The 12884-nt window shown below is 47.0% G+C and carries 14 protein-coding genes; 8 read left to right on the top strand and 6 right to left on the bottom strand.

Annotated elements, in window-relative coordinates; genetic code table 11:
• Positions 1-21 precede the first annotated feature (21 nt).
• Positions 22-558 carry a YbhB/YbcL family Raf kinase inhibitor-like protein gene (locus D1Z90_RS10350; protein WP_119910684.1) on the top strand — a complete coding sequence of 179 codons (537 nt, stop codon included), beginning with the start codon at positions 22-24 and terminating at the stop codon, positions 556-558.
• Positions 559-713: 155 nt separating this feature from the next.
• Here the strand turns inward: D1Z90_RS10350 and lysS are convergent, their stop codons facing one another.
• Both lysS and prfB read right to left on the bottom strand, forming a co-directional pair.
• Positions 714-2252, bottom strand: coding sequence for a lysine--tRNA ligase (lysS, locus tag D1Z90_RS10345; RefSeq protein WP_119910683.1), 1539 nt, complete (start codon positions 2250-2252; stop codon positions 714-716).
• Between the two features lie 19 nt (positions 2253-2271).
• A protein-coding gene (gene prfB, locus D1Z90_RS10340; protein WP_119910682.1) for a peptide chain release factor 2 occupies positions 2272-3370 on the bottom strand; the annotation gives its coding sequence in 2 pieces (ribosomal slippage) (positions 2272-3294 and positions 3296-3370; 1098 coding nt in all).
• Between the two features lie 267 nt (positions 3371-3637).
• On the opposite strand from prfB, the gene msrP reads away from it, so the two are divergent.
• The 6 genes from msrP (at position 3638) to D1Z90_RS10310 (ending at position 9056) form a co-directional block, all read left to right on the top strand.
• A complete protein-coding gene (gene msrP / locus D1Z90_RS10335; protein ID WP_119910681.1) occupies positions 3638-4633 on the top strand; it encodes a protein-methionine-sulfoxide reductase catalytic subunit MsrP in 996 nt (331 codons plus the stop codon).
• A complete protein-coding gene (gene msrQ / locus D1Z90_RS10330; protein ID WP_119910680.1) occupies positions 4633-5322 on the top strand; it encodes a protein-methionine-sulfoxide reductase heme-binding subunit MsrQ in 690 nt (229 codons plus the stop codon). The genes msrP and msrQ overlap by 1 nt, the downstream gene beginning before the upstream one ends.
• A 23-nt stretch (positions 5323-5345) precedes the next feature.
• Positions 5346-5597: a hypothetical protein gene (locus tag D1Z90_RS10325; RefSeq protein WP_119910679.1), complete on the top strand. Its 252-nt coding sequence runs from the start codon at positions 5346-5348 to the stop codon at positions 5595-5597.
• 110 nt (positions 5598-5707) lie between these two features.
• On the top strand, positions 5708-6316 hold the full coding sequence (locus D1Z90_RS10320) for a hypothetical protein (protein ID WP_119910678.1): 609 nt from the start codon (positions 5708-5710) through the stop codon (positions 6314-6316).
• Positions 6317-6737: 421 nt separating this feature from the next.
• The gene (locus tag D1Z90_RS10315) at positions 6738-7781 is read left to right on the top strand and encodes a GMP reductase (protein WP_119910677.1); all 1044 of its coding nucleotides are present in this window, start codon (positions 6738-6740) and stop codon (positions 7779-7781) included.
• 279 nt (positions 7782-8060) lie between these two features.
• Positions 8061-9056: a transposase gene (locus tag D1Z90_RS10310; RefSeq protein ID WP_119910676.1), complete on the top strand. Its 996-nt coding sequence runs from the start codon at positions 8061-8063 to the stop codon at positions 9054-9056.
• A 229-nt stretch (positions 9057-9285) separates the two neighbouring features.
• Here the strand turns inward: D1Z90_RS10310 and D1Z90_RS10305 are convergent, their stop codons facing one another.
• Together D1Z90_RS10305 and D1Z90_RS10300 are read right to left on the bottom strand one after the other, a co-directional pair.
• Positions 9286-9510 (bottom strand): hypothetical protein, encoded by a 225-nt coding sequence (locus D1Z90_RS10305; RefSeq protein ID WP_147378755.1) that lies wholly within the window; start codon positions 9508-9510, stop codon positions 9286-9288.
• A gap of 172 nt (positions 9511-9682) precedes the next feature.
• Positions 9683-10198 (bottom strand): DUF6985 domain-containing protein, encoded by a 516-nt coding sequence (locus D1Z90_RS10300; RefSeq protein ID WP_147378754.1) that lies wholly within the window; start codon positions 10196-10198, stop codon positions 9683-9685.
• Positions 10199-10578: 380 nt separating this feature from the next.
• On the opposite strand from D1Z90_RS10300, the gene D1Z90_RS10295 reads away from it, so the two are divergent.
• Positions 10579-10878 (top strand): hypothetical protein, encoded by a 300-nt coding sequence (locus D1Z90_RS10295; RefSeq protein WP_119910673.1) that lies wholly within the window; start codon positions 10579-10581, stop codon positions 10876-10878.
• Between the two features lie 42 nt (positions 10879-10920).
• Here D1Z90_RS10295 and D1Z90_RS10290 read toward each other — a convergent pair whose 3' ends face one another.
• Both D1Z90_RS10290 and D1Z90_RS10285 read right to left on the bottom strand, forming a co-directional pair.
• Positions 10921-11601 carry a hypothetical protein gene (locus tag D1Z90_RS10290; RefSeq protein WP_119910672.1) on the bottom strand — a complete coding sequence of 227 codons (681 nt, stop codon included), beginning with the start codon at positions 11599-11601 and terminating at the stop codon, positions 10921-10923.
• Positions 11602-11654: 53 nt separating this feature from the next.
• Positions 11655-12647 carry a WG repeat-containing protein gene (locus tag D1Z90_RS10285; RefSeq protein WP_119910671.1) on the bottom strand — a complete coding sequence of 331 codons (993 nt, stop codon included), beginning with the start codon at positions 12645-12647 and terminating at the stop codon, positions 11655-11657.
• Between the last annotated feature and the right edge of the window lie 237 nt (positions 12648-12884).

Genomic DNA, 12884 nt, shown 5'->3' with positions numbered 1-12884 from the left:
TTCACAATTCAGGAGAGAAAGATGAAATCATTGATTTTTGGAATGTTATTAAGCTCAGCGGCATTGCCAGCCAGCGCCTTGGATATGACCAGCCAAGATTTAGTTGAAGGTGGCCTAATGGACGCCAAGTTCGCCTCTAACTTGTGGGATTGTGGCGGAAAAAATATATCCCCGCACCTGAAATGGTCAAACGTGCCCGAAGGCACTAAAAGCTTTGTATTAACCGTATACGACCCGGATGCGCCCACCATCAGTGGGTTTTGGCACTGGGTAGCATTCAACATTCCGGCGAATGTCACTGAATTGCCTCAAGGCGCAGCAAGCAAAGGCTTGCCTAGCGGGAGCGTGCAAGCAAGAAATGATTACGGCGAAATGGGTTACGGCGGCGCATGCCCGCCCAAAAGCGACGGCGCCCACCGTTATCAATTTACCATTCATGCCTTAAAAGTAGATAAATTAGACTTGCCAACGGACGTGCCACCGGCGATGGTAGGCTATCAAATTCATCTAAATGTCATTGAGTCAGCCACCATTATGGCGACCTACAACCGCGACTGAGCGACGGCCGCGCCTTCATCAGCGCCTTCATCAGCGCCTTCAATAAGCAATTAAAAGGCACAAAAAAGCCCAGCAGAGACGTTTATCTGCTGGGCTTTTCACTTGTCTCACTGATACTTGGGGCGCGCCCCAAGTATCAGTACTATCTTCGCAGGTTACGCTTGCGGGCGCATGTGCGGGAACAAGATAACGTCTTTGATGGTTGGGCTATCCGTAAACAGCATGACTAAACGGTCGATACCTATGCCTTCACCTGCTGTTGGCGGTAAACCAAACTCAAGTGCGCGGATGTAGTCTTCGTCAAAGTGCATGGCTTCGTCATCACCGGCGTCTTTTTCTTCTACTTGCTTGCTGAAACGCTCTGCTTGATCTTGCGCATCGTTAAGCTCAGAGAAACCGTTTGCCAGTTCACGGCCGCCCACGAAGAACTCGAAACGGTCAGTGATAAATGGGTTGTCATCATTACGGCGTGCCAGTGGCGAAACTTCCCACGGGTACTCAGTGATGAAGGTCGGTTGAATGAGCAAGTGCTCAGCCGTTTCTTCAAAGATTTCACACAGTACGCGGCCAGGGCCCCAAATACCGTCTTTTTCAGGGAATTTAACACCTACTTGCTTAGCGTAAGCTTTTAGTTGCTCAAAGTTAGCTTCAGGGTTTTTCAACACTTCTGCGTCAAACTCACTTGGGCCGTATTTCAAGATAGCGTCAGCCATTGGCAAGCGCTCAAACGGTTGGCCAAAGTCATAGAAGATTTCCTCTACCACGTTGCCTTCGTCGTCTTTTTTGGTATTGCGTACCACAGGTGAGCCCAGTACGTCAGCGGCGACGGTGCGCAGCATCTCTTCCGTTAGGTTCATCAAATCGTTGTAATCCGCGTACGCTTGGTAGAATTCAATCATAGTGAATTCAGGATTATGGCGCGGGCTTAAACCTTCGTTACGGAAGTTACGGTTGATTTCAAATACACGCTCAAAGCCACCAACAACCAAACGCTTCAAGTAAAGCTCAGGGGCAATGCGCAGGTACATATCAATATCAAGTGCATTATGGTGAGTCACAAACGGACGCGCCGTAGCGCCGCCAGGGATCACTTGCAGCATGGGCGTTTCCACTTCCATAAAATCGCGCTCAACTAAGAAGCGACGAATGCCTTCAATCACTTTTGAACGCACTTGGAAAGTATCACGGGTTTCTTGGCTCATGATAAGGTCAACGTAACGCTGACGATATTTGGTTTCTTGGTCAGCCAAGCCGTGAAATTTTTCTGGCAGCGGACGCAATGACTTAGTGAGCAGCTGGTATTGCTCCATGTTAACGTATAAGTCGCCTTTACCTGATTTACACAGCTCGCCTTTTACGCCCACGATATCACCGATATCCAGTTGGCCGTATTTTGCTTTCAGCTCTTTTTGCACGTTTTTATCGGCGTAAGCTTGAATGCGGCCTTTCATGTCTTGCAACACAAGGAAAGGGCCACGTTTCGCCATCACACGACCGGCTACGGCCACCACTTTGGCAATCTCAGCCAGCTCTTCTTTGCTGTTTTCACCAAACTCAGCTTGTAGATCGCCGGTGTAGTGTTCACGGTCAAAGTCATTTGGGTGACCGTTGGCGCTACATTCTTGGCGAATTTGCTCAAGTTTGCCGCGGCGCTCTGCAATCAGTTTGTTTTCGTCTTGTACTTGTTCAGTCATGTTTAGGGTCTCAAAGTGTCTACAGGCCAGATTTTAAGCTAGCTTCAATAAATTTGTCTAAATCGCCGTCTAAAACAGCTTGGGTATTGCGGTTTTCAATGCCCGTTCTTAAATCTTTAATGCGAGCGTCGTCTAACACGTAAGAACGTATTTGACTGCCCCAGCCGATGTCAGATTTATTGTCTTCGTTGGCTTGTTTCTCGCTGTTTTGCTTTTGCAGCTCATACTCATACAACTTCGCCTTTAACTGCTTCATGGCTTGGTCTTTGTTCTTATGCTGCGAGCGATCGTTTTGACATTGCACCACGATATTGGTTGGCAAATGCGTAATACGTACCGCAGATTCAGTGGTGTTAACGTGCTGACCACCGGCACCGGAAGCCCGGTATACGTCAATACGTAAATCTGCTGGGTTAATGTCTACCGCGATATTGTCGTCAATTTCAGGGTAAATAAACGCTGAAGCAAATGAGGTGTGACGGCGACCGCCTGAATCAAATGGTGATTTGCGAACCAATCGATGAACCCCAGTCTCCGTGCGTAACCAGCCATAGGCGTATTCGCCAGTAAACTTAATGGTGGCACTTTTAATGCCGGCAACATCACCGTCTGAAATTTCAATAATTTCAGTTTTAAAGCCATGCGCTTCGCCCCAGCGTAAGTACATACGCAGTAGCATACTGGCCCAATCCTGTGCTTCGGTACCGCCCGATCCCGCTTGTAAGTCCAAGTAACAATCACTGCTATCGTGATCGCCAGAGAACATGCGGCGAAACTCCAATACTTCCAGTTTGGCTTCGAGTTCAGCCAGCTCAGCCTTGGCTTCTAAAAACGTATCTTCGTCTTCTTCTTCCACCGCTAGCTCAACCAAACCGGTAATGTCTTCTAGACCGGCGTCCATATCATCAATGGTTTTCACCACTGCTTCTAATGCGCTACGCTCTTTACCAAGGGCTTGCGCTCGCTCAGGCTCGTTCCAAACTTCTGGCGCTTCTAATTCGCGGCTGACTTCTTCAAGACGTTCTTTTCTCGTCTCGTAGTCAAAGGTACCCCCTAAGAAGCTCAGTGCGTTCGCCCAGCTCCTTAACGGTATTATTCACAGGATTTACTTCAAACATTGTCGTACTCAAAGTGCTAAAAAATAGGGGCAAAATTTTACCTTAAAGCCATGCAAATAAATAGCAACAATGCCGATTAAAGTTGCGCAATTTGCCTTCTTGTTTCGTATTCGTCAGAGGAAAAAGCAAAAATTGCCCTTTTCACTGTAATTTTTTTATTGGCGATACGGTCTAAAGCATTAACCGCAAGAAAAATTGCTTGCAACGCTTCTTGCCAAACAAGGACATTGTGACTGTAGTAGTCAGGACGATATAAGGTTAAACAAGATGAAAAATAAGATTCCTAGCTCAGCCATTACCCCTGAAAAAATCTACCGCCAACGCCGTGAAATAATGAAAAAAGCCGGCGTTGGCGTTGGCCTGAGCGCGGTAGCCGCGCCAAGTGCTGGCGCATTGTTTGGGCTGTTTGGTGATGATGAGCCGGCCCAACCTGACGTGGCGGTTTATCAACCCAAGCCCCTGACTATCAGTAAAAAAGTGCCTAACAACTTAACCGAGAAGTTGACCCCAGAAAGCAAGGTCACCAGCCACAACAATTTTTATGAGTTTGGTACCAATAAAACCGACCCCATTGAAAACTCGAAACTGTTTAACCCCGAGCCTTGGACCATAGAAATAGATGGGGAAGTGAAACAAAAAGTCACCTTAGACATGGATGCCATTTTCAAACAGCACGCCATTGAAGAGCGTATTTACCGGCTGCGCTGCGTTGAGGCTTGGTCTATGGTGATCCCTTGGTTGGGCTTTCCTTTGGCGGCACTGCTGAAACAAGTAAAGCCCACCTCTAAGGCAAAATACGTAGCGTTTCAAACCTTGTACGACCCTGAGCGCATGCCGGGGCAGAACTCGCGCTTTAGCAGCATTCCATTTCCTTATGTCGAAGGCCTAACCATGGCTGAAGCCATGCACCCATTAACGCTGATGTCGGTAGGCTTGTACGGTAAAACGCTGCCCGCGCAAAACGGCGCACCGCTGCGTTTAGTGGTGCCATGGAAGTACGGGTTTAAGAGCATTAAAAGCATCGTCAAAATCACCCTGACCGAGCAGCAACCGCCAACCACTTGGCAAGCCCTCGCCCCTAACGAATATGGCTTTTACGCCAACGTCAACCCTGAGGTTGACCACCCAAGATGGAGCCAAGGCAGTGAGCGCAGAATTAACGACGGGTTTCGCGCCGAACGTATTCCTACGCTGATGTTTAATGGCTATCAAGACGAAGTGGCAAGCCTTTATAAGGGCTTGGATTTAAGGAAGTTTTATTAATGGTTAGAGCAATACTCCAACGCCATATGAGCGTGATAAAAGCGCTCGTGCATTTGGCCATTGCAGCACCACTCGCACATCTGGCTTGGCAAACTTGGCAAGGTCAATTGGGCGGTGACCCGGTACAGTATTTAACCCACTTTACCGGCAAGGGGGCATTAAACTTGTTGTTTATTACGCTCTTGGTTAGCCCTTTCGCAAAGCGTTTTAAACTGGCGCCATTGTTTCAGTTACGACGTTTGTTAGGGCTTTGGGTCATGGCCTATGCCAGCGTGCATTTGGCGATTTTCATATACCTCGACTTAGGCAATGACTGGGCCCTACTGTTCAATGAAACCCTCAGCAGGCCATACATCTTGTTCGGCATGCTGGCGTTTGCAGTCTTGCTCGCGCTGTCAATAACCTCCCACAATGGCATTCGAAAACGCTTGGGCAGACAATGGCAAAAATTGCATAATTGGGTGTATTTAGCGGCTGTATTAGCGCCGGTTCACTACTACTGGTCGGTAAAAGCAGGGTTAGCCGAGGCCATCATCTACCTGGTCGTAGCCGGCTGGTTACTATTTTTAAGGCGGCAAAAACTGTGGGCGCCGGTAAAAAAGTGCTGGCACGCTTGCCAGGCACCTAAGGCATCCAAGCCTGTGACCCGTCAATCGGCCCTTAATCATGGTAACATTCACAAAACCTAGTCATCCACAGGCCAAATTCCGCCATGGCAAAACCGAATATCAAAGGGCCGGTGCGCACCGTCGATATCTTTTGCGTTAAGTGCCGCAGCCCTTTGTTTAAATACCGCAAAGGCGGCAAAGGCGCTCTGGTAAAATGCTTTAAGTCTCGCCTAGTACACGACTTCACCACCACGCCTTGCCATTGCCCGCAGTGTCAGCAAGTATTTGCTCGAGAACAAATTATTCGCGGCCTGCCTGCTTATAAAATAATCGGCGGCAAAGTCAGCGTAAAATAGCCGCAATGCTTTGAACGCAAAGCCAGCACGCTGCTAAATAAGAATAAATTGCATTAAGCGAGAGAATTTCGTGTTATAACTAGCGCAATACCATTTGTTAAGGGAGCGCTATGAAATCGATATTTGCCTCAACCTCTGCCGTGATATGTGCCTTACTGCTCACCGCTTGTTCCAGTAACCCCATTGATGTAGCTTGGCAAGAGCCACAACAATCGCTGCCCGTTGAATTTGATAAAACCTTAGTAGTGACCGTGCTCGACACGCCTGCGAATCGGCGCGTGGCTGAAGACGCATTGATATCCCTCATGCCGTCAATCAATGGCGAAGCGGGTTATCGCTATCTCAGTAATACGGACGCAGAAAGCCTCGAACAAAAGCACGCCATGGTGCAAAAGCAAGGCTTTAGCCATGCCCTGTTAGTGAGGCATATTTCATCCAAAACAGAGCTTTATGAGCGCCCTAGTATGTCAATGGGAGTGAGTCGCGGATTTTATCGCCATTACCGTAGCTCCTTGTCATTTCACACAACAAGCTTAGAGAGCCGTGAAAAAGTCACGTTTGAAGTCAGCTTGTATTCATTAAACGATAACCAATTGATTTGGACCGGCAACGGCGAATTTACCAATCCGGGTAACATTCACTCAGTGGCAGAGTCGCTCAGTCACGGTATTAACGAGCAATGGCAGCAATCTGGGATCTTGCCTGTCTCAGAAAAATAGCGTTTCAAAGGCAGTGAGGCTGAAAAAATACCGAGCCAGAATGATGGTGTCATTATTACCCCATCGCCTATACCCAAGATAATTGGAGTTGCAGCGCGGCAACAAGCCAATTTAGCCCTGTGAGCATAGGTGTTCTATGTAAATAGGGTTAATTGGCACAGTTAACAAAGCTGCGACTTCAAGTATGAAGAGTAGATAGTCCCAGTTTGACTTAGTGACCAGCCAGATATTTTGGTGACAAATAACTGACTTGCCGCAAAGTAATTGCAACCTATAATACTGAAAACCGGAGCGCCTGACAGCGCTGCGGTTTTTTTGTGCCCGAAATTTAGCAACTGGCTAAAATTAGCGAGTCGGTTGCAGTCACTGATGCCACGCAAAACCCGCCACACTTTGATTGAATGATTGAGGAAATAGCACCATGCGTATTGAACAAGAGCTGAAGTTAGGTTTTAAAGATGTTTTGTTTCGCCCTAAGCGTTCGACCCTAAAGAGTCGTTCTCAGGTCGATTTAAGCCGAGAGTTTACCTTTAAGCACAGTGGCGAAAAATGGTCTGGCGTACCTGTCATTGCCGCCAACATGGACTCGGTCGGCAGCTTTGAAATGGCCAAAGCCTTATCTGAGCACCAAGTATTAACGGCAGTTCACAAACATTACAGCGTGGCGCAATGGCAAACCTTTGTGGCAGGGGCAAGTGAGAAAGAGCTTAGCAATGTCATGGTTTCCAGTGGTACCTCTGACGCTGATTTTGAAAAAACGCAGCAAATCTTAGCCATGTCGCAGCACTTAATGTTTATCTGTATCGACATTGCCAATGGTTACTCTGAGCACTTGGTGGAGTTTGTAGGCAAAGTGCGCACAGCATTTCCAAACAAGGTTATCATTGCCGGAAATGTGGTCACCGGTGACATGGTAGAAGAGCTGATTCTGGCTGGCGCCGACATCGTTAAAGTGGGCATAGGCCCCGGCTCAGTGTGCACAACACGCGTTAAAACGGGCGTGGGTTATCCGCAACTTTCAGCCATTATTGAGTGCGCCGATGCTGCTCACGGTTTAGGCGGGCGCATTATAGGCGACGGTGGTTGCTCTTGCGCGGGCGACGTTGCTAAAGCGTTTGGCGGCGGCGCGGACTTTGTCATGCTGGGTGGTATGCTGGCCGGCCATGAAGAGTCTGGCGGTGAAGTGATTGAAAAAGACGGTAAGCAATTTATGAAGTTCTATGGCATGTCGAGCCAATCAGCCATGGACAAGCACTCAGGTGGCGTGGCTAAATACCGCGCAGCTGAAGGCAAGACCGTATTACTTCCCTACCGCGGCAGCGTGCACGACACCATCTCCGATATCCTGGGCGGCGTGCGCTCAACCTGTACCTATGTTGGCGCGGCCAAGCTAAAAGAGCTGACTAAACGCACCACCTTTATTCGAGTGCAAGAGCAAGAAAATAACGTATTTGGTAGAGAATAGATTGACTGTATTCATCAAACCCAGCAGCCACTTTTAAGTGGCTGTTTGTTAAGTATACATTCCATACACTCCCCCCCTTTGCGTGCAGATAGGCAGAAGCTTACTGTAGTGGTCAACTAAGGGGAGTATCACGGGGAGTGTCAGGACGGGGAGTATCAGGACACCCACCCCTTTTCACGAGGGAGTATCAGTGCACAGTATCAGGACACCCACCCCTTTTTGCACTACCTCACATCCTGTACCATACTTAACAGACCACTTAATGAGCAGAATGTGGCCATGACCTTACCTCGCAAGCAGTTGATCTGCCCTGAATCAACCCCGTATTACCATGTCACCAGCCGTTGCGTGCGTCGCGCTTTTTTATGCGGTATCGACCACTACACCCAAAAAAGTTACGAGCATCGCAAGCCTTGGCTGTTGGATAAAATTAAACAGCTTGCCAACATTTTTACCATAGATATCTGTGCTTACGCCATTATGAGTAATCATTACCACCTGATACTGCACATTAATTTAGCCGATAACCATGATTTATCGGATGTTGACGTTGTGGAACGCTGGCGGCAATTGTTTGCTACGCCCATTTTGGTAGATGATTGGCGAGTGGGTAAACAGCAAAGCACTGCCCAACAAGAGGCGTTAGCTGAGTTGATTGCAAAATGGCGTACTCGCCTTAAGGACATCAGCTGGTTGATGCGCTGTTTAAATGAAGATATCGCCCGCAGAGCCAACCAAGAAGACAAGTGCAAAGGCCATTTTTGGGAAGGGCGGTTTAAAAGCCAAGCCTTGCTGGATGAGAAAGCGCTACTTACGTGCATGACTTATGTCGATTTAAATCCAATGCGAGCCAATATCTGCCAGCGTATCGAAGAGCAAGAGTTCACCTCAATTTACGAACGCATACAGCAATATAAAGCAAAGCAGAATGAATATACGGAAGCGAAGCTCGAACTATTACCCTTTGAGCGCCAATTTGATTCACGTCAACCCAATGAAATTCCGTTCTATTTTGAAGAGTATCTGCAATTAGTAGACTGGACAGGGCGCGCCATTCGGGACGATAAGCGTGGCCACATTCCCGCCCATCAACCCAAGCTTTTGCACGAGCTGGGCATTGAGCAAGATAGCTGGCTACAGCTTGTCAGCCATTTTAGCCGTAGCTTTGGCAGCGCTGCAGGCAGCTGGGAGCACCTCACAGCACATAGCATCCGAGCAGGCCACTGCTGGACCCGTGGCCAAGCTGCATGTAACCGACTGAGTGGATTTGGATAATATTTTCCAGCTGCACAAACTAACTGCGCAAATTGCTTAACAGGCAGGGTTGTTCACGCCTAAACATCACACATCAACTCTGCGTTACGTATTTCTGATAACATTTTAGCTTAACCTTTCATCCATTAATGAATCAGCTGCGAATCTCGTCAGCAAGATTTGTATTTTACGTTGGCTTCCAGCCATCAAATAGCTTGATTGTTTAGATGACTGTCCAATGATTCTGTACTCATAGATGGCTGTCCAATGATTCGGTCTTATTGAAACTATCAAAGGCGTAAACCTGCTGCCACAACGCGTCATCTTCACCTTCATGCTGCAAGGTAATTTCGCCCGTTCGACCGTCTACATCACGTCGCTGGCGATACGCGGTGCCATTGCCATTTTGCCACGCTACCGGACCATCAAACGCTTGGTACTCAATATCACTCAGTAACGCCGTGCCACTGTCCACAAATACCATCTCTTTTACTGTATTAGTTTAGATGGTGATACACTTCGTTCTTAAAGCAGGGAAACGTGACATTACTCAAATTTAGGTGGGTGTTCGGATTTTTCTCAAATAGCTTGATTATTTAGATGGATGCCCCGTTAAACTGCTGTCCAGTTATTCTGTCTGTATAATATCATTCGTAATAATCTAATTTTCCTTCGGATATACCGATCATTACTCCGTGCTCCGTCTCCCAAGGGCAGCTAAAATGCAAGTTAAAGTAATCGACGCCCAAAAAACTAACATCAAACCAAATCACCTCTAAAGATGCTAAGCTAAATGCCTCGCTAGGCGAAGATATATTGAAGTATTTTCGATTTGCATCAATCTCGTTGTCCCCCCCCTCTGAATCGACCATTGCATAACTAATATTTGAAATACATGATTCATAGTGTTTCCATATAACCTCTTTTAGCCAAACGTAATCTTTGGCCCCAAACGAGATAATACTGTTAACAGTTTCTGCGACATAGCTCATCTGTTCAGTCAAGTCCAAACTAACTAAGTTACATGCCACCACTTTGACTTCCTTTTTAAAACCAGGCAAAAAAACGCTGATTTCGAAACTTGAATTACTTGGCTCCTCCTCATTAGGCTTAAACAACCCGGCATTAATTAAATCCTTTACATTCAAAAATTTACCAACCAAAATGCCGACCCTCCGAAAAAGCCTTGTAACCCGTAATTAATTACCGTTGCTCCACCTGAGTGAGCAAAACCGCCTTGAATCACCCCGTAAACCCTAACCTCCGCCGGGATCATCGATTTACCTTCTTGATGATGATGCCAAGTATATTCAACACCATCAATCTTTATTCTACCATTAGGTAAAGGTTACACATTGTCAGCACCAAAAGTATTACGAGCCCAATTATTCGCTGATGTCATGTCGGTTCCTTTGCCAGATAAAGAGCCGAACTTGTAAGCGTACTTTCCCCTTGCAGAATAAGGAGTAAAGTCAAGGAACCCAGTTACAGGGTCGACTTCAAAGCTAATCCTTTCTCCAAACTGATTTCGTACCTGCGTTAAGTGCCGAGCGGCATTATATTCAAACTGATATTGCGTGCCATCATTGACCAAGCTATTTACTGGTTTAGCTTGTTTATTAGCACCGACCACAGCCAACACAGCTTAAAGCCCAAAATCATTGAATTAGGCGGTGTCAGCCAAAAAATAGCCGAGCTGTACATGGAAAATAGTAACCCTGAACAAGCCAAACAATACGTTGACTTGGCCTTAGACTACGCTAATCAGCTTTCCCCGAAACAGCGCCAACGCGCATTGTGGATAGCCAAAAGCCAACAGCTTGCTACGCAATTAACACCTTAGTGACTAACACATTTGTCGCTGAGCGATGCCTTGCGCAGCGGCTTAATCTGGCATTGTAATACTGCGGCTATCAAGGATATTGTCGCGGCCCCTGACCACGACTATGCCACTGTGCCAGTTTACTGGAGCAGTGAATGACACAGTAGCGCGATAAACCTTGCGCCCCGCTGGGGTTAATGTTCTCGTATCGTGCAGGCTGCCCACTCCCCAAGCAATTGAATCTGGGTAAGGATCGGGTTTAACTTCAATCTGGCGCTCTGCGCCATCTACCACCCCAGCCAGCGCGTGGACCACAAGGTGAACTTGGAGGCCATTTTGCCCTTGTAATACCTTAGCTTCCATCACCGCAAGCGGCCTAAGTGGATCGTGCCTCGGCCGACTTTGTGGATCGAACTGATAGCTTGCTTGGACTCTGGCGTCAGTCTTTTGTTGATTATAAAAAATTAAGCCTCTGGCGATAACAAAATGGCAGCCAATAGATACCATCAAGGCCAAGAAAAAGTGCCACCCTCGCTGTTGTTGAACCAAGCCCATCACCAGTAAGGCAGAGCCTATGATCATGACGGGATAAAGTATCATCAACCAAACCCCTAATGCCGTGCCGGCATGAAACCCATCACTGATATTTAATAACCGATTTAGCACACCTGAGGCGATCAGCAGATGAAATATAAGGCTGATGGCAAACGGTATGCCAATGACTACTAACCACTTAGTATTCACACTTTCTCCCTGTGACCTTGGTGTCAGCGCCAATGATTATAAGTTGCTCACCATCAATCAGCTGTTGACCACACATAGTCACCCTGTTTATTGATGTATCCCGACTTGTTTTGCTCATGCGCTTTCGCTAGGCCGTTTTCAAAAGGCAAAATAATTTTAAAGTCGCCCTCTATTACCAGCTCTCCTTGTAAATTTATGCAGCCCTTGCTTTTGCCATATTTCGTATGCACCACAGCGAGCCCTTCGGTAAATCGAAAGGTACTTTTAAACTGCGGCTTAATAACCCACTCACCCGTTTTATCAATATAACCAAATAGCCCAGTGCCAAAATCCAAAAAGTCCGCCAGTCCTTGAGAAAACGAGGTTGCTTGGCGGGTCGTTCGCTCAAACGGAACTTGCCCCTCTTCATCGATAAAGTAATAGTTATGGCCATCCCCTACCATTGAGAAGCCTTCTTTGTAGGCATTAGCGTAATTGTCTTCAGGGTCAAATACCGTCTGACCTTGTTTATTAATACAGCCAAAATTATTGCTCGTTTCCAGCCCTTCCTCACCAATATTAAATCGCACCATGGCTTTGCCATGAGAGAAGTAACTGTGTTCGGGAAACGTATTGTTAATCGCAAACTGACACGTAATCACCTCTTGCCCAGTGCTATCAATATAGCCATATAACCCATCACGACACACGAGCCCTCGCCCTTCGCAAAAAGGGTGCACCTGATCATAAATCGGCTCACAAATCGGCTCGCCTTGGCGATTAATGTACATCATTTTGTTATTATCAGCTTGGATGCCCGCAACCCCCTCTGAAAACAGGCTGCCATCCATATTGTGCCATCCATCAGCCGAAAATATCGGCTCAATCACCCACTCTCCCGCTTCATCGATAAAGCCTGATAACCGTCGCTCATCCTGAGTAATGACCACCCAAGCTACCCCTTCATTAAACTTACCAGCCATATCAAACTGCAAGGGGATAACTTCACCCCCCGCTTGATCAATAAAACCAAACTTTCCATTTTTACTCACTACGTATCTCGACACCGGTCTCTCCTCCCCTAAAAATACGAATAAACCATTAAGCTAAATATTTTATATATTAAAAAACAGGCAGTTAAATAACGAAGTGTTCAAAACATGACAAGCGCAGGCTAATTAGCTCACAAGTGACTAGACAGCCCGTGTTTAATGGCACCATTTATTTACCAAACAATATACCCAAGCGTTAGAAGAAACCCCGCTAGACCAGCCTAAAATCAACCGTTTAGTCATGCTGTTAAG

This window comes from Motilimonas pumila (assembly GCF_003596335.1).
GTDB classification, from domain to species: domain Bacteria; phylum Pseudomonadota; class Gammaproteobacteria; order Enterobacterales; family CBDFNC01; genus Motilimonas; species Motilimonas pumila.
Note: the sequence above shows the minus strand (reverse complement) of the source record. Positions and strands in the feature narration are given on the sequence as shown.

Excerpts from the sequence above, each read along its gene's own strand:
- D1Z90_RS10350 (WP_119910684.1), top strand. The coding sequence starts at position 22 with ATGAAATCATTGATTTTTGGAATGTTATTAAGCTCAGCGGCATTGCCA.
- lysS (WP_119910683.1), bottom strand. The coding sequence starts at position 2,252 with ATGACTGAACAAGTACAAGACGAAAACAAACTGATTGCAGAGCGCCGC.
- msrP (WP_119910681.1), top strand. The coding sequence starts at position 3,638 with ATGAAAAATAAGATTCCTAGCTCAGCCATTACCCCTGAAAAAATCTAC.
- msrQ (WP_119910680.1), top strand. The coding sequence starts at position 4,633 with ATGGTTAGAGCAATACTCCAACGCCATATGAGCGTGATAAAAGCGCTC.
- D1Z90_RS10325 (WP_119910679.1), top strand. The coding sequence starts at position 5,346 with ATGGCAAAACCGAATATCAAAGGGCCGGTGCGCACCGTCGATATCTTT.
- D1Z90_RS10320 (WP_119910678.1), top strand. The coding sequence starts at position 5,708 with ATGAAATCGATATTTGCCTCAACCTCTGCCGTGATATGTGCCTTACTG.
- D1Z90_RS10315 (WP_119910677.1), top strand. The coding sequence starts at position 6,738 with ATGCGTATTGAACAAGAGCTGAAGTTAGGTTTTAAAGATGTTTTGTTT.
- D1Z90_RS10310 (WP_119910676.1), top strand. The coding sequence starts at position 8,061 with ATGACCTTACCTCGCAAGCAGTTGATCTGCCCTGAATCAACCCCGTAT.